Source organism: Lentzea waywayandensis, assembly GCF_900115955.1.
GTDB classification, from domain to species: domain Bacteria; phylum Actinomycetota; class Actinomycetes; order Mycobacteriales; family Pseudonocardiaceae; genus Lentzea; species Lentzea waywayandensis.
In genome coordinates, this window is the sequence record NZ_FOYL01000023.1 from 25,996 (window position 1) to 50,220 (window position 24,225).

Annotated in this window: 1 pseudogene (only partly in view); it reads right to left on the minus strand. The window is 68.3% G+C overall.

What is annotated here, in order from left to right:
• Positions 1-24,225, minus strand: a pseudogene (locus BM417_RS45140) (hypothetical protein); its annotated part runs 10,894 nt beyond the window's last position; the annotation flags it as partial.

Sequence of the window (24,225 nt, forward strand, 5' to 3'; positions counted from 1 at the left end):
GCAAACCACCCTCGTCGAACGCGGGCAACACGGTGCCTGCAACGTCGCCAACCGTGAACACATGCTCCACACCGGCGATGTCAAGACCGGCGAAGGCGGCCGACGACGTCATCGCCAGCGGCAGGTGCGGCAACGGCGCATTCGTCTTCAGCGCGGGCGACGACGCCGGTGGCGCAAGGGGCGACGGGCGCAACTGGCTCGGCGCAGCGGCGTTCGAGAACGATGTCTGCGTGTTCGCAAGGCGATGCTGTGTACGTACCCCTTCCTGATCCCACACGTCTGGTTCCACGTTCGGTGATGCTTGCGGGTCGGCGACGTCAATCCCGCTGAACATGTCTAGTTGGTGCCGAATCTGGTCCGCCAGCGACTCGGCCTCACCCTCGGCAGTGGACGCAACCCGCTCAGCTCGACCTTCCACATCGGACAGAACATTGCGGGCAGCCTCGATGTCACCACTGCGCACCAAGTTGGCGGCATGATTCACCACCGTGTCGATGTTCTGACCGCCCAACGAGCCGTTGTTGGACACGACCGCGTTCTCAAGGCCCTCATCACTGAAGCCCTGCGGCAGCCCCATCGCGGGTCCTGGCTCGACCACCGTCGCCGTGATCGAGCCGTCAGCCGCACGGTCGAACTGCTTGAACCTGCCACCCTTCTCGACGATGATGGCTCTGATCCCATTCGCCGTCGTGGTGGTCGAGCCGAAGAACTGCTGCACGGTCATCTTCCCGAAGGCGTCGAAGGCCGCCGAACCGGGACCGTCCGTCGCGGCGGGCGCGCATACCAGCGTCGCCGCTTCGCTGAACATCTTGCCCAGGGGCTTCCCGATCCTCGCGAGGAACCAATCCTCGACGATCTGCCCGTACACGCTCCCGGTCGTTTTCATCTGGTTGTAGCTGGTATCCATGATCAGGAAGAAATGCGGCGAACCATGCCCGAACAACATGAAGGCGCTCTTGTCCCACGGCTCCTGCCGGACCTGCCGGATCTGCAGTTCTGCGGCGTTGTAGCCGGGGCCGTTGTCTGAGTCGTCATTGGAGTAGGCAGAGTCGGTGTAGGCCACGCCGCGGTCAGGAGTGGTCAGCCAGGTGCGCTCGAGGTTCAGGTCCTTGCGCAGCTGAGCCTCGTCGCCACCAGACGGGAAGGACACCCCGATCACGGCTTTGGTCACGGGGTCGTGCATGGGCACGACGGCGACGTGCCGCGAGCCCACCCACCGGGGCTTGCCGCTCAGATCGTAGGCCAGGTAGGGGTTAGTCTGCGCTTCAGTGCTGCCCGGATCCATGTCCCCCTTCGACGACGGCGTGAACGTTCGCCACTTGGCGGCGGTGCGGTAGACGAACCTGGGGGCGTCCGCGTTCGTGTCGGGCATGCCGGTGTCGAGACCGAGAGCTTTGATCGGTGCGTGCACGTCGACCGGGCCGATCTTCGCCGACAGCGCACGCTGGAAACCGAAAGCGGCGCCACCGGTACCCCGCAACTCGGCCGAGCCGGAGGTCGTCAGAACAACCGACTTCACCGGCTTCGCACCGAGCACCCCGCTGGCCACCACAACATCAGCGAGCACGGCCCCGCTGACGGTCAGCACCCGACCGTCACGCAGCGGCAACTTGAACAACAGCGCGTTCCCGTCAACGTCGATCACCACCGCCTCGTCGTTCCCCGCGTCAGCCGCAAACGGATTGCGGATCTCCTGCATACCAGTGCGGTTGCACGGCAAGAAATGGGCGTACTCATCCCTGGCCGCCTTCGCGACCCGGAACGCACGGTCACCCTCCGAAGAAACCGTCAACGACAAGCCCCGCAAACCACCCTCGTCGAACGCGGGCAACACGGTGCCTGCAACGTCGCCAACCGTGAACACATGCTCCACACCGGCGATGTCAAGACCGGCGAAGACGGCCTGGATCGGGGCGGGCGAAGGGGCGAACGGTGCCATCTCTTCGACGATTTCCGGTGCGGGAGCGGTGCCCACCTCAAGATTGATCACGCTGTCGACCCCAGCAGCCGAGTTCCAGAGCGCGTCACCTGACGGCTCGTTCACCTCCACGGCTCCCAGATCGAGGCTCAGGTCCGACACCGGGGGCGACGCCGACTCCGAGTCGTTCAGCAGCACCCCGGGACCGTCCGACTCGAGCTGCACGATCTCCAGGTCGGCGGCCAGATCGGCGCCGTCGATCAGTTCCCTGCCGGGCGCGGAGAACAGGGTCGTCGGCGCGTCCGGCACGTCGATCATCGGGTCACCGGTGAGCAGCGGCCCCGGATCGACGCCCTTGCCGCGGTAGCCGCTGGACGACGGTTCTGGCACCGAGCCGAGCGCGTCGGCGGTCCGCTCGATCCGGAACAGGTTACGCGGCTTGACCGATGCCGTCTCTTTGTCGAAGCCGACCGTCATCAGGCCACGGTCATTGTGCACGCCGGTGGCGCTGACATTGGCGCGGAACGCCGAGTTCAGGTCCTTGTACTCGTCGGCGAGCCCGAGCAGGTGCCCGATCTCGTGCGCGAACACGGCCTCGCGCTCGTGCAGCCACCAGCTGTTCGAGCTGGAGCGGACCGTGTCGGTGCCGGCCACGATCTTCACGACGTGGTGCGCCGCATCTGGCGAGTCCACGAACTGGACGGTGACGTGGAACTGGTCGCCGGAGCCCAACCTGTTGCCCTGGTTGAAGAACCGGTGCACGCCCGTCAATGCGCGCCGCTTCAGGTCGACGACCTGCTGCGGGGTGGCCCCGGGAGGCACATCCAGGTGCAGGCGGACGGTGAAGTCCTGGACCGTCGTCTCGCCCACGTTGAACCGCCGCCGGTCGAACCCGATGTCGTTTTGGAAGAACCCCAGCGAGCCGACCGACCGGTAGAACGCTCTGAGCGCCTCCGCGTCCTTGATCGCCTTCTGCACGTATGGCGGCAACGCGTCGAACTCGCGCTTGAATTGCAGGTCCTCCTGCTCCTCTGCCGTCAACAGCTCGGTCTTGAACTCCAGTTCCTGCTGGTAGGCGTCCGTCGGTACGTCCGGCACGTTCAGGTCATTTTTGGGCCGCCTGCGGGGTATCCGGCGCGCGTCGACCAGCCGACCGCGGACGATGGAGACGGGGGCGTTCTGCCGTGCCGCGAGAATGGCCGTTTCGCTGACCGGGTTCCGCGGCTCGAACCATTCAGCTGTGTGCGCCGTGCTGTTCCACCACGAGTCGTCGCCGAGCACAGTCGGCGCCACCGGACCGGCCAGGCGCGTTGCGGGAGCCGACTTCGCCACGAGCTCCCTGGACGCCTTCTTCAGGTCGATGCGAGCCATGAGATACGCGATCTGGGTCTCCTTGTCCAGGATCCGCAGGTCGTTGTCCTCGTTCAGCACCCACTCCCGGTCGGCCTTCGTGGGCATAGGCAACGGAGTGACCTCGGGGTAACGCGCCCGCACCCGCTCGCGCGCGCGGCGGTCGACTTCGGCCTGCGCGGCGAGCGCCCTAGTCCTGGCGGCCGCGACCGCGGCACGGGCCTCGTGCAGCTTCAGCTCTGCGGCGACCTCGTCAGGGTGCATAGGCCGCTTCCCGACAGGCAGCTCGCCGGACGTGAACTCCCCGTCGGGGGCCAGCGGGTTCAGCTCGTCGGAAGCGGACGGCTCGTCGAGCGGCGCCGACGACGACTGCGTCAACGCGTCCGGGTGCGGCGCGGGAGCTGTATCCGAGTCTTGCCTGAGGTGCAAGGGCTTGCCATAGGCCTCCCCGTTGAACGGGGTCAGCACGACCTGCTCGGCGCCATCGTGGAGGACCAGGTCCCGGTCCAGGTGCGTGGCGATCAGGCGTCCCACGAAGTCACGCGACCGCACCGATTCCTCGCTGGTCTTCGCCGAGCCGTGCTGGGCGATGACGGCCACCAGGCGTTCCAGGCTGAACGGCGCCACATCGCGCAGCTCCACGCCGTCGTCGAGCAGTTTCAGAGCAGTGAAGACCACGATGTCCCGCAGATCGCCGGGGCGGGTCGACGCATCACCCGCGGGCAGCGCGCGGTGCACCAGGTCGTACAGCGTGCCGGCGGCGACCGGCTGCTTGAAGGCCTCGTGCTCGCGGAGAGCGGTGAGCGTCGCGGCCAACGAGTCGTTCAGCACCGGCGCGTGCCGTGCTTGTTCGTCAACAGGGATCTTCACCCAGTCCGTGTCGGAGGACAGCATGCTCGGTTCAGGATCCGAGTCGCCGCCCGGCGCGGTCGGCGGCTTCACCACGGGAACCGCGTTGAACGCCTCAATCCGCCGCTCCAGCTCCAGCTTCGCGGTCCACCACGCGGTCCGCGCCGCGTCCGCGACGTCCCGCGCGGCCTGGATCTTCGCCGCGGCGACATCACGCGGGCCCTGGAGCGCGGCGACCGAAGAAGCAGCCTCGTCCGCGAACTCCCGGCTCAGCGCCAGGCTGCCCTCGGCCCTGACCACCGCTTCCCGCAGCCTGGGCAGCGCTGCCTGCTCGCGCTTCACGTCGTCGAGCCGGGCCGCGAGCTCGTCCATCTCTGCCCGCTGTGTGGCGTCGGACGCGCCGGACGGGAGACCCGCCAGCTGCCCGGCGAGCTCGCCGAAGCGGTCCTCGATGGCGATCACGGCGGCTTCCAGCCTGCGCGCCTCGGCGTCCAGGCCCGCGAACGCCGTCCGGGCGGCGTCCAGACGTTCCTGAGCGCTGTCGACGTCCAGCGAAGCGAGCCGCAGCGTCTCGTCCGCCCGAGCGCGCGCCGCCGCGTTCGCGTTGACCAAGTCGTCGAACTCGTGCTGTGCCTCCTCGACCTTGCGCTCCTCCGCGCGCCAGGCGTCGCGTTGCTTCTTCACCTCGTCCTGAGCGGTGTTCACGTCGGCGGAGACGGGCCGCCCCAGCGCGGTCGCGAGATCGACCTTGGCGACGCGGATCTGTCCTGAACGACTGCGATGCACGTCGAACACGGCCGTACGACCGTCCACAGTGGCGATGATCCGGTATTCGACGTCGTAGGTCACCAGGCCGGTCCGGCCGCTGTCGCCGGCGCCCTCCTGCCGGGCCGCGCCGACGTCGCCGCCGAACGACTCGGACTGGCCGAACGCGGCCTTGGCGTCGAAGTCGCCGAACCTGGCGCCAGCGTCGCGGACCTTCTCGGACTTACCGTTGGTGGTGCCCAGCTCGCCGTTGACCGCGAAGACGGTCTCGATGCTCTCGCCCGCCGCGAACTCACTGCCGATGCCAGGGATCAGCGCCCGCTGGTTGATCATGGTGACGTCGTCGCTCAGACCGGTCAACCGCGGCTCGACCAGCCTGGAGTGCACCTCCAGCGTGGCGTGCTTGCCGGACGGCAGCGCGGTCTCGTGCAGCTCCGGCAGCACGACGCCCTCGTGGGACGCGTCGACCACGGCGGTGCGCACGCGTTCCGCGCCCAGCCCGGACAGGGCGGTGTTAGTCAGGCCTTTGGCCGCACCGATGGCGTTCGCGCTCAGACCGGCCGCGGTGAGCGCCTGCAGTGCGACCGACTGCAGCTCCTCGGCACCGACCGTTGTCTGCGGGTGCACGGTCTTTGGCAGGTTGACGCCCTCGGACTTCCACTGCGCGAGCGCCTCAGCGGTGGCCTCGCTCTCCGGCCGACGCCGCGTCTCCCGGTGTCCCGGGGCGGGCGCGGGCGTCGACGACTGGTCGTCCGCCAGCACGCGCATGGTCATGAGCTCGGACATCGTGACCGACACCGTCGTGCCGTCAGGCTTGCGAATCTCCAGCTCCCAGTCGACCGGTACCGAGTACCTGGCCGTCGGGCCGTCCGCGTCGAGGACGTGCACGTCCAGTGCCGTGAACGCGGTCGTGTTCGACACCGTTCTGGACTGGCCGGCCTCGGTCGCCGCCGAACTCGTCAGGTTGCCGGTGTGCGCCGGGCTGACCGCGTGCGGGATCACGCCGAGCAACGCCCGGATGCTCGCGCTCCACACCCTCGAGTGCGACTTCGTCTCGGCCTCACGTCCGAAGTAGACGAGGATGTTGTTCATCTTGACGCCGTCGTTGACGACGTCGCGGAACTTCGGGTTGCCCGGCTTGGCCTTCAGCACGACCTGGTACGAGTCGCGGCCGAAGAGCTTGGGATCGTGTGCGAGCAGCGGGGTGCCGCCGTCCAGCGTGCTGTCCATCATCGCCCGGACGGTTTCCTTGTCCGCCAGGTCGAGCATGCGTTGCAGGTTGTTCATCGCGTCGTCGAGAACGGCGTCCGGGATCAGGTTGGTACCGGTCTCGCCGAGCTTGGCCCGCAGGGCCGGCACCATCGGCGTGAGATCCGGCAGCTCTTCGAAGACACCGAAACCGATAGTGCTCGGCTCTCCCTCGCGAATCGTCGACGGCGGCGCGAGGGTGCCCTTCTCGGTCCAGGGCCGGTCCGTCACCTCGGGCAGCAACCCGAGCGCGCGAGCCTGCTCCTCGCTCACCCGTAGGTAGACCGCGCCGGGCAGCACGACGTGGACGCCCTCGCGCCCGTTCTGCCTGCTGTGCATCAGGCTGCCGACCCGGCTCTCGGCGACGATGTCCACGTTCGCGTCGACCTGGATCAGCACAGTGCGACTGGTGCCGGGCAGGTTGCGCTTGCGCTCGCCGAGCCCGGTCATCTCCCGGAACTTCGTGACCGTGTCGCGCCACGAGAAGAACTTGTTCGAGATCGCGGCACCACCGCGGCCAATGGTCGGGCGTTGCGCACTGGCCCACGGCGCCGCGATCAGCACCGTGCCCCAACTGAAGTCCCAGCCCTTGCTCTTGGACTTCGACGCACCCGCCCTGGTGCCACCGACCGACGAGTACTCCATCGCCGTGTTGTCCGAAATGGACACCAGCTTCGGGTTGGTCAGCACCATCTTCGTGCCCAGCGCACCGAAGCGGTCCTCCAGCCGACGGCCGTACTTGAGGGCGTTCTCCTGCAGGCCGGTGTTCACCGCGTGGTTCATGTTCGCCTTCACGTGCTCTGGCGCGAACATCTGGTCGGCGGCCCGTCTCGACGGGGAACCGGGCAGGCTCAGCACCTGGTCACCACCGGCCGCCTGGTCCAGCGCGGCGAGGGCGGCCTCCTCCAGCTTGTCCGCACCGGTGAAGGCCTCGACGTGCAGCCACTCGGTGACCGCGGTCTGACCTGCCGGCACGGCCCTCGGGTGCAGCAGCAGGTCGGTGATCGACGGCGCCTCCGCCATGCGCTCCGGCTCGACCGGCGTGCCAGGGCGGAACTGCGACGGGTCCTCGGTGAACACCGAGCTGTCCGGCAGGAACAGCTGCACGTCGCCCGTGACCCGGTCCAGCGAGATGGTGTCGGGGTCGGCTGCCGTCTGGTCCGCGGCGGCGGTCTGCGCGATCGTCTTGACCTTCGGCGTCTGCCAGCCCGGCAGGCCCGGTAGCAGGCGGCGCACCCACGCTTTCGGGCGCGAGTAGGTCTCGATGGTGACCTCGTAGGAGATGCCGCTGGAGAACCGGTGACTGGTCGAGCTTCCCGCGTTCACCAGGAAGTTGACCGTCAGCGGGCCGGACGTGTTCTGGTGCGTGGTCGACGAGTTGTACTTGATCGACGTGTTCGGCACTACGACGAGCAACGAGTCGTCCGGCGTGGTCGGGATGATCAGCCTGGCCTCCGGGCCCACCGAGTAGGAGAACGCCCGGTTGCTGCTCGCGCCCATCTTCGACTCGCGCGTGTCCGAGCTGCGGACGACCCGGTCGACGACCTCGCCGTCGTACTTGGTGTCGTTCAGCTTCGCCTTGACGGTGACGCGCACGTAGTCGTTGGAGTAGAACCCGCGGCGCTTGAACACGATCGGCAGATTCTTGCCGAACAGACTGTCCATTTGGGACTTCGTCGCGCCGGGCGCGAGGTTCGTGTCCAGCATCCGTTGGTTCGTCATCATCTCGGCGAACTGCGCGTAGTCGTCGCCGAGACGGGACTTCGCCTCCGCCATCTTCCGCAGCGCGTTCTCGAACCCGCCGAACACCCCGGACAACGCCGTCGCGATCTGGGCCTTCACCGCGGTCAGATCGACGTGGTACCAGGGCTTGTGCTCCTGGCGCGTACCCCACGTCGGCAGGAAGTCCTCGAACCCGTCGATCCGGGACAGGGTCTCCTCGATCTGCTCCTTGACCTTGTCGATCTGGTCGAACCGGCCGATCTTCGCGTTGCCGGTGGCCATGTCGTAGGCGAGGTAGGGCGGCAGGAAGCGCTGCTTGCCGTCGGCGGGCGGCTGAACTTCGGTGCCGTCAAAGCCTTCCGGTACCGCGAATCCGTGCTTCTCAGCCTCGGCGAGGCTGAGACGGATGATCGCCTCGACCTCGACCTCGACCTCCTGGCCCTCCGCCGATTGCACGGTCACAACTGCGTTGACCGCGTAGGCGCCGGTGCGGCCCTTCACGTCGGTGCCGATCTCGTGCTTGCCCTGCGCGCCCGCCGGAGTGGACTCGCTGTTCGACACGCCGATGCTGGCGCCGAGCAACGCCGCACCGCCGACCTGGCCCGTGGTGGCTCCGCCGCCGAGGCTGCCGGAGACGCTGAAGCCCTTCTTGGACACCGGTGTGTTCGTGACGCCCCTGGTGGACGCGTCGTGCAGCGCGAGGGTCGTGTCGTCGTAGTCGTCAAGGAGCTTGGCTTCCTTGATAACGGCCTTCATCCGCACCGCGGCGCCGTGGCGGCCATGCGGGCTCACCAGGTCGGCGGAGGAGACCCAGTTGTCGATCATGCTCGGGAGCTCGGCAGTGAGGTTCACCGCGCTGAGGAACGTCTTCAGCGTCGTGCGGCCGGGTGCACCGACCTTGGTGATGGACGGGTGCATCATCGCCGCGATCTCGGCGAACCTGTCCTGCACGCGGGTGACGGCCTCGCCGAGCATTGTGATCAGCTTCGGCGTCACGCCCGGATCAATCGAGCGCCGTGACTTGTCGGTGCCCACTGGCAGCGAGTTCTTCTTGTTCGGCACGCTCAGCGTGACGTCGTGCTGCAACGAGTCCGTGCCGACCTGCTGCAGCTGGGCGTCGACCACGGTGACCGACCACTTCACCGGCACGCCGGTCTGCAGCGCCGTCTCGCCGGGGAACAGGCCGCGGTACGTCTGCACGCCGGTCGAATGCGACTGCGACACGGTGGGCGCGCCCAGTGACACCCGCGCGCCGATCGAGCCGGTCGGGCCGACGCCCGAGGTGAACGTGGCGGTCGCACCCACGTCGCCGCCGGTGGCGATGGTGCTGTTCGCGGACACCGACTTGGGGTCCAGTCCGCTGAGGTCGGCCTTGTGGTTGGCGCTCGCCCCGCCCTTGGACATCGGGTGCTGCGGCGTCTGGAGCTCGGCCAGGACCGTCACCGCGTACCACGTGTCGCCGACCTTGACCTGGAACTCACGGCCGTCGCCGAGGAACGACCCGAACTCGCTGTCGGTGTCCACCGTCGTCTCGATGGCGGTCAGACCGTCGACCTCGCCGGTCAGCACGGTGGACACAAGCCCCGCCACCTGTGCGCCGGTCTTCGTTTCCTGGGTCGCCTTCACCAGGCCGAGCGCACGGCTCTCCCGGACGTGTTCCGGCACGGTGACCGGCTTGGGCGCGAACGCCTCGACGCCCTCCGGGCTGTTCCTGGTCTGTGTCCGGTCGACCCGGATGGTGACCGGCCCGTCGCCCGCCTCCTCGGTGATGACGACGGCGTTCGGCCTGCGCGTGACCCTGTTGAACACGTCGGTCAGAACCCGGATCACCTTCTTGCGCAGCGATCCACCCTGGTCCCCGCCACCACGCACGACCACGTGGGGTTCGGGCCCTGCGGCGGCCACGTCGCGGAAGAAGTCCACCAGCTGCGCGTTGTCGGAGATCTCGCCGTTCTCGCCGACCTCGACGACGACCGGCGGCGCGGTGCGCGTTTCCGGCACCGCGGGGAATGGTGTGGCAGGCGATTCCTCTGTGCGGCCAGGGGCGGCCACCGTGCCGTCCACGATGACGCGCACGCTGGCCGTCCGGTGGGCGTCGGCGTCGGTCGTCCGGACCGAGAGGCGCACGTCGTCACGGGAGATGCGCGCACTCGGATCCACGTCGTGCTGCGTCAGCTCCAGCTGGCGATCGACCGCCATCTCGAACAGCGCCGCGATGTTGTTGCGGCGCTCCTTGCCCAGCTCCGTCCCTCCGCCCTCGATCACCACCTCTGGCGCGGCCATGCCCAGCCTGTGCCGGGTGACGATCGCCTCGGCGAGCTGCTCGGCCTGCAGCTCCAGGGCATCCCGAACCTCGGGTGTGGGCTGGGCGGTGTCGCCGGTGAAACTGTAGAAGCGGAACTTCACCGAACCCGGCAGCTGCGGCGCGACCTCGGAGGCCGGCACGAGAATGACGGGATGGGCGCGAGCCGTCCGGCCACGGGGCGGGTCGAGATCCGAATCGAGGCCGAGTTCCGCACCGAGCGGCGTGCGGAAGATCAGGAGGTCGAACACGTCCCGGACCGGCGAGTCCTCGGTCGCGGGCGGCATCGCGACGCTCCGCACCCTGCCCACGTCCGCGGGATCCGCGGCGATCGCGGACACCGCCGCCCGCAGCACGACACCGGGCCGCTCGTGCCGGTTCGCCAGCTCGAGCGCCGTGTCCAACGCCAGGGTGCCGGCCCGGTGCTCAAGGCCGTCCCGCAACGCGTCGCGGATCTGGGTCGCCAGCGCGAGCGTTGCGGCCTCGTCGGCCAACGTGATCGAACCGTCTTGGATCGCCAGGTCGAGTACGTCATCGGTCGCGGCGTTCGGGCCGTCTCGCAGCGCATCCGCGCGGTTCGTGCCGGCGTGCTGGATCTTCAGCGTGAGCACGGCGGCAGCCTCGCGGCTGTCCCGCTCCGGCCTCACGTCCGGCAACGAGATCACATCGGCGTGGAAGCGCGCCTCTCTGGTCAGCCCGCGCGTCGTGGCAACCCAGTCAGGAGCGATGTTCAGCCACTTCTCAGCCTCCTCGGACACGTTCCACATATCAGGAGTTCGGTCGGGCATCGTGACTGTGCGGAGCATGTCGCGCCACGCCTGTTCACGGGCGATGGTCGCCACCGCGGCTTCCAACACGACCGCGCCCTGCGGGTGGTCGCGCAAGTACCTTCCCACCACAGAGAAATCCAGGTCGCCACGAGCGCGCAGCCCCCTGCTGAGGGTCTCCACAACGCTGCCGACGAGGTCAACGAGATCCGCGAGCGTCGACGTGCCGGGGTCCGAGGAGTCGCCCTGGAACTGAGCGGCGTCCTTGATCAGCGGGACGGCGCCGAACGTCCCGGCGGCCGTCATCGCGGCGGTGTTCGCGTTGCCGGGACGTCCGGTGCGAACGAGGTCGCCCAGCTGCTGCGCGTAATGGTCGGCGAACGGGTGCCTGTGCGGCACGACCAGTACCGGCGGCACGTCTGTGACCGAAGGGTCGCCAAGCGCGAAGCCGTACTCGGTCGACACCGCGGCGGTGAACGTGCCCATGTCCGTCAGCGCGTACTCGGCGGACACGACCATGCCGCCGAAGCGCCGCGTCAGCTCCGCGCCGAGGACCGCGCGGGCCAGGTCACGGCTCTCGTCGGTCATGTTGTCGTTCGCGGCGGAGAACAGGTCCTGGTCCTCCATCGGCGCGTCGGCGTTGAACACCTCGTCGACGTCGACTACCAGGAACCCGTGCTGCCGCGCCAGCCGGTCCATCCGCAGCAGGTCGGTCAGGTGCGGGTCACCGGCTCGGGCCGCGACGAAGGCCGCGCGCGGCACATCGGTCACCAGGACCGGCGTCCAGCCCTCACTTCGGGCGGTCTTGGCTGTGACCGCCAACGACGCCCAGGCGGAGTCGTCGACAGGACCGCCCAGCACCGGCACGTGGACGATCTTCGGCAGATCGCGGCCGTTGGCGCTGATCACCGTGGAGGGGCGCGAGGACGGCGCGACGACGGCAGACGGCGCCGTGTGCAGCAGATTCAGCGACTCGAAGAACGAGGTCTGCGCGGCCGGGGGCAGCGCATCGAAGTCGAAGTCCGCGAGGAACTCCGGCGCGGGCACGGGACGCAGCACGCCCCCGACGGGCTGAATCTCCTGTCTCGCCTCCAGATCCAGCGCGCTGACCGAGCCCGGCTCCTGCGCCAGCCGCAGCTGCCGGTGGTACTCCCGCATCGAGTCCCACCACGCCGCCTTGGCGGTGTCGACCGCGGCCTGCAGGGCCGTCACGTCGGCGTTCGCGTCCACCGACAGAGCGCCTTCCAACGTGCCGACGGCGTTCGTCCACGTCTTGCTCGCCGCAGTGAAGTCGGAGACGGCCTTGACCAGCGGCTTCGGCAGCGGGCCCAGCAGCCGCTCGGCGGAGGACTCGCGCATCCGGACGAGGTAGGCGTTGTCGACGGAGACCCCGGCGACGCCGACCTTCGACGTGGAGCCCGGCTTCGTCGCCACGACCTTGAACTCGACGTCCGCGAGCACACCGCGCGACGACAGGCTGGGGTGGGGGGTGCGGTGGCTGAACCTCGGGTCGCGGCTGGAGGTGATCTCCGTGTAGACGTTGATGTTGACCGTCTTGTCCGGCCGGTTCGACGGCCCCGACCGCTCCAGCACGGCGAGCGTCTGCACGGACCCGAAGTCCTTCCGCGTGCCACCGGAGTGGTCGGTGCCACCGTTGCCGCGCAGCAGCCCACCCGCCGAGTACTCGCTGCCGGAGGTCAGTTCGACGGAGTCGCTCGCGGCGTCGCCGGTGAAGCTGTCCATCTCCACGCGGCCACTGGCGGACGCGAGCTTCGGGCCGGGCTTGAGCCGCGCGTGGAACTCGACATCGCGGTCGAGCCCCGCCACCGGGAACTTGAACAGGCCCGCGCGCATGGCCGGCATGCCCGCCTTCACGGTGGCGGGCGTGATGGCCGCGTCCACAGCCAGCGCGACCTTCGTGTCGACCGTGACGCCGGAGTTCACCAGTGCCACCTTCGCCGCGGCACGCAACGTCTTGATCATGCCGAAGTAGTGCTCGACCTCGTAGTCGCCGGAGTCGGGGAGCGCGAGGCTCTTGTCGGCGTCCTGCCGCCACCCGGCGATGTCCTTCGCGTCGGAGGCGGGCAGCGTCCGGATCTCGCCCTCGGCGCCGAGCGGCTTCGTGCTGCCCGGTGGGAGCAGCGTCTCCTCGGGCATCTTCCGGATCTTGATCTGCTTCTCGACGACCTTGGAGACGACCGCGCCGTTGTTGGTGTTCTCCTGGCTGTCCTTGTCGAAGCCCAGCTTCCGTTCGATCTTGGCCGTCAGCTTGATGACACCGGAGTAGGAACCCACGGGTCCGCGGATCGCGCCGTAGGAACCAGCTGACTGCGAGTGCGAATGCGACTCTGCGTGCGTCTGCGCCAGCGCGATGTAGCCAGCCCGCAGACCCACGGCGAGGTTGCCGGAGGTCGGCTTGGAGCCCTGGCCTCCTGGGTCCGAGAACTGCCCGTGCGCACGCACGACAGCGGCGACATCGACGATGTTCTGGCCGAAGATTTTCTCGTCGGTCTCGCCGAAGGACACGATGGTGCGAGCCGCCAACTTGCGGACGATCTCGATCTCGCCGTCGGTCGGCAACGTCGTCCACTCGCCCTCGACTGTGAACACGTAGGTGCGGCCGGAGAACCGGAACTCCACCCGCAGCGGCGTGCCCACGCCGCCGTTCATCACGGTGGTGAACATCTGGTGCACGTTGGACAGCAGCTCGTTGACCGCGCGTGTGTTGTTGTGCGAGCTGGTGAGCGGCGACTTCGGCAGCAGCTGCTCGGCCGCCTCTGCGCCGAGCTCCGGGTGGTCGGTGATCGCCTGGCGAAGGTCGTCGATCACCTCGCTGATGTCGATCTTGCCGACCACGCCGCCGATGCCCAGTGATGTGACGTGCGGGTTCTGCATCGACTCCGGTGCGGGCAGCTTCTCCGCCGCGGGGGTCTCGTCGGCGTCCGAGCTGGCGTCCGACTCGATGTCCGGGATTTCCGGGAGCGCGTCGAGGTCGGGGATTTCCGGGAGCGAATCCAGGCTGGGGATCTGCGGGAACGTGTCCAGGTCAGGGAAGTACGGGCTGGCGGCGGCCCGGCGCTCGACGTCCTGGCGCTCCAGCTCCGCCAGCTGTTCCTCGGTCACCCACATCAGCACCGAGTCGTTCAACGTGAACGTCTCGCCCGCGGCGGCGAGTGGAGGTCGCGACTTGAGCTCGGCGAAGTCGAGGTTGCCGCGGACCTGCGTCTCGGCGACGACCGAGGCCTCCACGCCGACCGAGATCAGGATCCGCTTGGTCGGGTTCGGCGTGAAGTGGCTCTTCTCGATGCCCTGGATGCGCTGGGCGCGCTTGCGACCGAACCTCGCCGACCACGGCGAGAAGCTGAAGATGAACACACCCTCGGGAGCACCCTTGGCACCGCCTGCCATCGGGCCGGCGGTCCCGCTGATCGCGTCCAGGTTGGTGAGGTCGGCGCTCACCGATGTCGTGGCGCCCTTGCCCATGCTGACGGCGGTGCCGCTGACGGTGGTGTTCTTGGTCCGCTGGTACTCCTCTGGACCGAGTCGCCTGGGGTTGACCGGCTTCAGCACGACACCGGCGCGCGCGTGCACGTCGGCGCGGCGGCGTTCGTGCCCGATGCCCTCGACCACGTGCACCCTGCCGAAGATCCGCGGATCCTTGCGGAACGCCTCCGGGGAGAACTGGTCGGTGATCAGTTCGGCGTTGGAGCCGGTGCGCTGCGCGAAAGCCGGGTCGCCGGAGGCGCGGTCGAGCATCCGGAACACCGAGTCGACGATGTGCTCGGTGCCGGCGACGGACAGGACGTCCGCGCCCTCCACCGTCCGGTCCCCCTTGGGCAGATTGTCGATCAGCGTGTCGCCTGGCAGGTCCTGCGCCGGGGTCGGCGTGACCGTGATCGGGTCCGGCGCCCGGCCCGTCGTCACCAGGTGGTTCGGCACCAGCAGCTCGACGGGAACGGTCTGGCCGAGCGGGTCGGCCGGGTCGGACTGGTCCCGGGTCAGGCCGGCGAACGGGCCGGTCAGCACGACCGGCCGCACGTCCAGCCCGTGCCGGCCGGGCTTGCCGAGACTGATCCTGCGCAGCATCTTGTTCGTGCGGGTGTACGTCGTGACCTCGGGGATCAGCCTCAGGTCACCAGCGAAGTGCCGCATCGGCGTGTCGTTCTGGCCGCCCGCCTCGGTGAGCTTGGTGCCGGCGTGCTTGTGCTCGGTGACCTTGCCCGTGTCGTTGGCGATCGAGACCGACGACGACCAGGTGCGTCCCAGCCTCAGGGTCGCCAGGAACACGTTGGCGCCCTTGACTATGGCCCCCGTGATCCGCTTCTGGACACCGATGTCCGCAGTGGTGGACCGGTCGGTGGTGAAGGTGCGGGTCTCGTACTCCTTGGTCCGGGTCTCCGTGGTGGAATCGACCAGTTCGATCTGCAGGTCGCCGTCGGCGAGGCTCTCCAATGTGGCCTTGATCCGAACCATCACGACCGTGTCGGTGAACGGCCCCTGCTTGACCAGCGGCACAACCAGGCCCGGCCCGAGCAGTAGGTCGATCAGCTGCATCATCTGCTTGTCCGACATCCGCGACTTGGCCGCGCGCTGCCGCCGCGTGGTGTCGTTGACCAGTGACTTGAGCCCCGCTGCCAGGTCGGGGTCGTCGAAGTACTTGATGAACTCCGACGAGCTGAAGTGGTACCAGCGGTGGTTCGGCACCTTGCGCAAGGTGTCGGCGATCGCCGCGTAGATACGGTCCTTGCCGCGGAACGAGTGGACCTTTGCACCCGCCATCGACAACCCGGACTCCAGGTGCGCCGGCGCGAAGTGCGTTCGGTCATCACCCTTGCGGTACTCGGGCGCGTGCTCGTCGGGAGCGCGATCGACGATGCCTGAAGCCAGCGCGCGATCCAGCGTCGTCACCTGGGTACCGACGAGGTCGCCCTCCAGGAACACCGGCGGCTGGCCGAGCACGCGGACCTGCAACTGGTAGACCGTCCTGTAGCGGATGAACCTGCCGCCGAAGTCGTGCTCGAACCGGATACCGGTCTCACGCTTGAACTTGCTGCTCCACGACCGCTCGTGGTTGACGCCGAGCAGACCGCCGATCGTCACGACGAACTTGCCGGCCGCCACGAACGTTCCGGCGAACACGCTGAGGGCACCACGCCGCCTGGCCGTCCACGTGTCGGTGCGGGCAGCCTTCGAGTTGTCCCAGTCGAGCAGGATAGATGTGTGCTTCTTGTCGTCGGTGTCCGCGATCTCCTCGATGATCTCGACCTTGCGCGCCACGGCCCGCATCTCGATCGCCGAACCCCTTCGGGGGATGTCCGCCGGGCTGCTCACCGGCCCCTTGATCAACGGGTCCGACCGCCGCCAGCTGGAGTCCGGGTTGTCGATCGGATCGGTCGTGACCATGCTCATCAGCTCGGCCTTGAAGTTCACGCGGTGCAGGAAGTCCTGCAGCACGTCCCGGCCAGGCGCGCCCACCTCGGTGATGTGCTTCGGCAGCATCTTGGCGACCTGGTCGAAGAACGACTCGCCCTCCGGTGTGTTGACCAGCAGCTCCTCCAGACCGAAGTCCTTCGGCGGCGGGCTGGTCAACGGCACGAGGCCGCGGCCGCCGTTGGCCCGCGGCGCCTTCGGATGGCCGAAGCGCAGCGTGCCGCCGAGACCTGCGTTCTCGCCGTGCTCGACCCGGCCGACGAGGTCCCGGTCCGCATCCCGCAACTCGAACTCGTAGGAGACGTCCACCTCGCTCACGCGCGGGTCGAGGTCGAGCAGCAACGACGCCCGCTTGTGCTCCTCGGAGACATCGCGCTGCATCTGCTGGTTGACGTTCGGCGTGCCCGACGGCGTGACGATGGCGAGCAACGGCGGCTGCGCCGTCACGGTGACGGGAAGGGAGAGCGACGATTCGGACGAGTAGTTGTGGTCGGCCCGGCGGAACCGCCGGTAGCGGGTCTCCGGAGGCATCGTCCAGCGAGGCTTGCCGGGCACGCCGTTGCCGGTCGTCCAGTCGAGCTTCGCCTTCGCCACCAGCGTGTGCGGCTTGCCGTCGATCTCCACGGTGAACTCGCGACCATCGCCGAGCATGCTCGGGACGTCGTTCTTCATCGCCCGTTCGACGTGGTGCAGCCCCTTGATCTTCTGCTTGCGCCTGCCGGTCGGGAGAGAGTCCGGGCGGCCCTTCCCCTTGACCAGGACACGCTTTCCTTGCGGGAGCATGGCACGGAAGGCGCTCTCGATACTGATGCCCTTGACCTGGGTGTGCGGCATGGCCTCGCCGAAGCCCTCGCTGTTGACGAGGTAGTCGGGCATGCCTTCGAGGACCTGGTCCGACGACCCCCTCGGGTCAGGCCGGAAAGTGCTCTCGACGCCTTCCGCGTCCTCGTCCTGCTCGGCGAGGGTTTCCAGGCCGCCCGGGGTGTGCGTGGCCTTCGCGCCTTTCGTCGGCGTGCCCAGCCCGAGGTCCCACAGACCCTGCTCGTCCACCCAGAGGTCGACCGGGGTGTCCGGGGCGCTGAGCAGCGAGCCGGACCAGACGTCGTTGACGGAAGTCTTGCGGTAGCTGGCTTTCACGTCCCACGTCGGCGTGGCGCGCACCCGGTAGCGCGGGCCGTCCGGCGTCCTGATCTTCTCCAGAAGCTGCCTGTCACGAAGGTCGAGCTTGATCGTCACCTTGGACAACGGGCCGGAGTCGGGTGTGATCACGCGGCCTTGTTCCGACATCGCCGCGCGCACGTTGTCGCTGCGCCAAAGCTCGGCCGGCGCGGTCGCGTTGACGATCTGTCGGGAGGCGGCCGGTGTCGCGGCCGGCCTGGTCGTGCGGCGGCGGGGCGGGTCGGCCGGGTACAGCAGCCGGGTGATCGTCTTGTGCAGCTCGACCGCAGGCGCGGGCTCCGCCCAGACGCTGGCGTTCTCGCTGAACCCGATGTGCCCCTTGCGCTTCTGGGCCCGTCGCAACGGCTCCTGGTTCTCCCGGATCGGCTCCGACTCCGGCGCCGGCGCGGCCTCGGCGAGCGCCTCCGTGACGGCGATCGACGAGTTGACGGCGCCTCGGATGACGGCCGTGCGGTTGAACTCGCCCAGCGGCGCGTCCATCGTGATCCGCAGGTCGTGGTTGAAGTGCGCCTGCGGCTCGGCCTGCACCTGGACGTCCGGCACCTCGTTGAGCGCGGTCGGGACAACGTCCGGGTTGAGATTCGCGCCGAAGATCTCGCCCTCGACCGGTGTCGTGTGCGGCAGGCCCTGCGCGGTGCGCCGGAAGTCGCCGGGGCCGAGCGTGGCGCGGATGACGACGTCCTGCTCTACCTGGCCGAGCGGGGTGTCGGCCATGATCCGCAGGGTGACACCGCCGTTGAGGATCGCCTCCAGCAGGCTGGTCGGCGTGTCGCTGCTCAGCAGGTTCTGGACGGCCTGCTCGTTGAACTCCCGTGTGCTGATCTTTTCCGGGCGGGGCTCGGAGGTCAGTTTCCTACCGACGGTTTCGAGCGCAGCCTTCACCTTGTGCAGGAACGATTCCTTGGCCTGGAGCGCCCTGTGGCGGTCGTTGACCGCTTTCGTGACGGCCTGGGCGATCTGCTGCATCACGTCGGCCGCGTCATGGAACTCGACCTGCCCGCGGCCCTGCCCGATGCCGTGCGGCGCCTGGTATCGCGTGGTGTCGACCTCGACTTCGCCGTGGTCGTTGCCGGACTCGCCATCGCTGTCGAGCTCGCTGGCGAGCTCGCCGTCGCCGCTGGATTCCGTGTCTTCGTTGGACGTTTCGTCATGCAGCTCGGCCCGCTGGTGTTCCTCAACCCATTCGACGAACCCGTGCGCATTCTCCGTGGAGCCACCGTCCGCCAGGATCTGGAGAGAGACCAGGCTAGCGACGCCGACGTACCGGTTCGCCACAGCCGTCTCGCGCTCGGAGAGGTTCTGGAGCCGCTCGTCGCTCATCTCCGGGATGTCCCCGAAGACACTCTCCACGATCTCGAAGGCCGCATCGGTGATCTGGACACCGAGGTCCATCCGGCTGAGCTCCTCGTACGCCTCCTCCCACGCGACGGCGCGCTCGTCCTCGGTCCGGAAGTTCTTGCTGTCCAACCGATCCAGGTAGTCCTGCACCACCATCTGCCGCTGCGCCCACTGAGCGAGCTCCTCGGCGTTCTCGGTGTCGCCACCGTCGGCGTAGATCTGCTCGGCGACCAGATCGCTGACGCCGGCGTGCGGCTTGCCGAAGACCGCCTCGACGATTTGGTCCGCTTTGGCGCGCATGTCCTTGTTCGCCGCCAGCCGACCGGCAACGGCGGCGAACTCCGCGTCCCAGTCACCTGTGTAACCCACGCCGGCCGGGTGTAGGTGGGCCAGGCGGTAGCGGAAGTCGAGGATGGCGTCGTCATCCGCGACAGACCGTGTGTCATCAACGTCCTCGTCAACGTGCGGACCGTCGTACTCGGGGTCCGCATCGCTCACGAGGCTGTTGAAGGACGGCAGGTCGTTGATCGACGAGGCGTCACCAGCGCGCGTGACGCTGCCGACGACCGGGACCTCGCTCTCGGACTCGTCCTCGAACCCTGCTTCGGGTTCCGCCTCGGACTCAGGCTCGGTGTCGGCGCCGAACTCGACCCCTGTCTCCGCGGCGTCAATCTCCGCAGCGTCATTCACCGCCGGTAGGAACTGGGCCGCCGCCCAATGCGCCAGTTCCTGTGGTGCGAGCGTCACCGTGTGGTCGTCGTACACGATCTGCTCGGCGACGAGATACATGACGCCGATGTGAAGGAACTCGTCATGGTCCTCAGAACCGGTCAGCTCAACACCGAACGCCTCCTCGACAAAGCCCTGCGCGACGTCCAACGCGGTCGCGGGATCGACCTTGTTGGCGACCGCGAACCCCTCAAACTCCGTCATGGCCCGGCCGATCTCGGTGTCCCAAGCGGTGATCAGGTCGTCGGCGATCTCCCCGTCGCCGCGCTCGAGGTGGGCCAGCCGGTCATGGAAGCCGGCATCGACAGCGCCGTCGTGCTCCAACTCCCCGGAACCGTCGTCGGTGCGCGCTTCGTCCGAGAACTCCTCGTCCTCGGCCTGGTCTTCGTCGGAGTCGCCGGCCAGTTGCACGGAGCCGATCCACGACTGGGCGTCCTCGTCGTTCCGCGGCGCACTCTCCAGGTCGGCGATGTCCACGATCCGCTGACCCAGCCAGTGCGCCAGCACGAGGGCCCGGCCTTCGAGACCGTTGTCCGCCTGCATCTGCTCGTCGACGATCCCCTCGATCCAACCGCGACGCTGCTCGAAGTTCTTCTGGACGTCACCCTCGAACTCGATGTCACCCAACGCCTCCGTCACGAACTCACGCGCCCGTTCCAGATGCGGCTGCGGACCTTCGATCGACGCGTGCCCAAGCAGCGCCTCGTCCCATGCCGCAGCCCAGGCGGCGTCACGCTCGTCCACGCGGTAGAGGTGGACGAACTGGTTCCGGATCGGCGCCGAACCCACGACCTGCCACTGTTCAGCCGCCCACGCGGCGACCTCCAGTGCGTTGACGGTGACGTCACCGCCGTCATTGAGGATCTGGTCCATGACCAGGATCTCCGTGTCGGCCCGAAGATCGGCCCGGCGGCGCTGCGTGTCGGCAGGCCCGAACACCCCGGCTACTACCCCACTCGCCCGCGCAAGCGCTGCGGTGGTGGTGGTCTCGTCCTCGTTCCTCGCCTCGACGTCCGCGACGACGCTGTTCCACCACTGCGTCCAGTCCTCGTCGGTGTCGAACTCCCCGCGCCGGAAGTCGATCAGCGGGCGCGAATCGGGGGCGTCGTCATCTTCGTCCACATCGGACTCATCGGTCTCGGACCTGTCGGTCTCCGACTCGTCGTCCGTGCCGTGGTCGGTACCTCTCTCACCCTCTTCTTCGGCGGCATCATCGTCGTCAGCCCCGTTGGTCTCATCGGGCTCGGTACCGTGCTCGTCGTCCTGCGGGTCATCGTCGCTCTCGAACTCATCGTCCCCCACGGGCGAGTCCTCAGTCACAAAGTCGCCTGCAGAAGCCTCGACCGGCGCGGACCATTTCGAGATCAGGTCCTCGATGAACGCGGCCCGCTGAGGAGCCTTGTCCCGCAACGTCTCTGGTTCGAGGAAGTGGAACATCGCCGTCTCGGCGAAGTCCTCGTCCGAGTCGGTCGCGCCGTAGCGGGTGACCGGCCGCTCACCCTGGAAGGCAGGCCAGCCGTCCTCGGTCCACGTGCCGACGGCCGAGTTGAACGAAGCCAGGTCGCCACGTAGCCGTTCGGCGATCCGGCCGGCGTTGAACTGGGTCGCCGGACCGCTGAAGACGGCAGAGTTCCCAGCCCTGATGGCTTCGATCGCGGCGGCGTGCCGCGGCGCGCGTGAGCGGAACGCGTCCGGGTCCTGCAGCGCGGCCGCGATCGACTTGTGGAAGTCGTCGAACGCCGACTCGGCACCGTCGACCGGGGGTTCGGCGTCGTCCGCCAGCACCGGCCGTTCGCCGGTCTCGTCCCAGCTGCCGAACGCGCTGCGGAACCGCTCACCGTCGTAGTCGACCAGGGCATGCGCGAGCTCGTGGGCGACGAGACCCTCAATGCCCCGCCGACCACCGTTCCGCCCGAGCGCGAGCGCCGAACTGAAGATGTTGAGGCCCCTGAAATCCGTGTAGTGGGCGCCGAGCACGCCGAATGCGATCCCCGAGCCCCCGAGCCTGATGCCGAAGGTGACCGCGCTGACCGTCTTGATCTCCTGCTCGGCGTCCGCGCGGCTGGAGTTCGCGCGCCGGTCGCCGAGAATCGGGGCGTAGTGGACGAACCCGTCCCGGAGGCCGAGCAGCTCGTCGATCTTCCACGCACGAGGGCGGACGGCGTCGCGATCGGCAGTGGACGCGTCCGGTTCGGCTGCCAGCTGCGCGTCGACACCAGCCTGCGAGTCGAACACGACCCCGTGGTCCTGCTGGACCTGCTCCATGATCGCGACAGCCTCGGCGATCACAGTGTCAGCGTCGGCATCGAGCGGAACGTACACCCGCTCGTGGGAGAAGGGCCCCGGCAGCGGCACTCCCCACGGCGCCGTGCCGCGGCTTGTCATTGCCCAGTGAGCGAACTGGCGCGCTGCCGTACGGCGCATCGGGGGCGACAGGTCGCGGTTCTGAGCCATCCGCACTGCGGCCATGGTCACGATCCCGTGCAGCCGCTTGTTCTCGACCTGTCCGTCAGGCCCCATGACGGCGACGTCCTCGTCGGAACGAACCCGGTTGATCCCGGTGGCGACGTAGGCGGACACCAGCAGCGTCTCAGCGTTCGGCAGCGTGGCGAGTTGTTCTCGTGCGGCAGAGATTCGCGCGTCCCACGCGGCGTTCCAGTCCGTCTCGTTCGAGTAGCGCGCGGGATCGAGATCGGCGTAGATCGCGTCGAAATCGTGCAGAGGCACCACAGGCACGGTGGGCGGCGCGTTGTCGTCCACCGGGAGCGTCAGAAGATCATCCTGGTCCCCCGTCACGGACATCGCGGGCGAGACGAACCTGGGATCCTCGACAGGGCTGTCTGTGCGGCCGATCCAGTCGCTCTCACTTTCGCTGTCGTACCCGTAGTCGAGTGCGGTCGGCCGGTCCGAGTCGTCACCGAACTCGCTGTCCGAGTCAAACCCCGGCGGGATGAACGGCGGCAGGTCGTCGTCAACCTCCGAGCTTTGGTCGAAGTAGAAGAAATCGTTCAGCGGAAGCGCGACGGCCTCCTTCAACACCTCGTAGGCCGTCGTGACACCGAACTCCGGCTGCTGCTCATGACGGGGCCGGTCGTCCGCGAAGGTTGCCGGGTCCTGGTCGAGGATCTTGTAGGACATGTGCTCGGCGAGACCGTCGAAGATCTCCGAGTTCAGCGCATGGTCGAGCACCGGCCCATTCGCACCGAGGTCGCCGTCGCGCGCCATGGACACGACGTGGATCAGTGGCAACCAACCGGCGCTGCCCAACCCTGCGTTGTCACCGGTCCGCTTGATCCCCAGCGCCCGCACGTCCACGTCGAGCTCGCGTTCGCCGGTCAGGTGCGACTGCAGGTGGGACTGCACGGACAGCAGAGTGCGACCGGACTGCGTGTAGTCGATCAGCAGCACGTCCTTGTCGGGGTCCAGGTCACCGAGGAACTCGCTGAAGTGACTGGACAGCATCGCCTGCTGGCCGGCGTTCATCGACGTGGTGAACCCGCCGGTCTCACCGGTGGACGACGCGGGCGCGGGCCGGAAGCCCGACAGCGGGAACGAGACGGCGTCGTGCCCCCGGTTCTGCAGCACCGCGATCACCGGTGCCGGGCTCCGGCCGACGCCGACATAGCTGTATTCGTCCGGCGGGTACTTCGTGGTGATCAGGTCCGACAAGTCGTTGATGGCCTCGACGACGGCCTGCTGCCGCTCCACATGCTGGTCCGCCGCGAAGTCGCGCAGCGCGGTCTGGAAGTGCGCGGCGTCGTCGATGTCGTACACGGTGACACGGCGGTCACCATTGTCCCTGCTGTACAAGAGCTTCTCGATGGCGGCGTCGACGTCACCGGACGCCGGGATCTCGATCCCGTTGTCCGCCAGCCAGTTCCGCGCCATCAACGGGGTCAGGCCGACGCTGCGGGTGTCGTCTACGCGCAGCCGCACCAGGTCCGACGGCTGGTTCGGCGCCAGGGTGTACAGCCCGGACTCGCCGTGCTGGACACGCACGTCCTCCTGGCCCGGCCGTGGGAGGTAGGAGTCGATCCGCACCTCGAGCGGCGTCCTGGTGTCCTCGACGCCCTGCGGCAACGCGTCGGCGAGGTACTCCGACAGGTCTGCCGCTGCGTCGATGTCGCCGAGCAGGCCGGCGTCCTCGTGCAGCTGCGCCGCGACGAACACCATCGCGGCCAGGTAGCGGTCGGCGTCCGCCTGCTCCAGCGCCGTCAGGCCGGGACCGAAGTCGGCAGGCTGCAGGTGGTGTTGCGCGACGACGAGCGCCGCCATCGCCATCGCCGGCTCCTGCTCGGCGCCGGAGAGCGCGTCGAACCTCGTGGAGGTCTTGGAGATCCGTGTGTTCCACGCGTCCCGCCACTCGCCCTCGGTGGCGAACCCGTCCCGCCGGAGCCCACCGAAGTACGCGTCATGATCCCGGTGTGGTGCCTGTCCGGCACCGGCGCCGTGATCTTCATCGCTGTCCGAGTCGCTGCCGGAGCCGGGGTCACCCGGTCGCCGATCCCGGAAGTCGTCCGGCCGGTGATCGCGCTCGATTCCGAGCAGTACCCGGTTCTCCCGCACGGCGTCCACGTCGCGGAACATCTCGGCCAGCGCCGCCATCTTCGCGTCGCCGCCGTTGACCC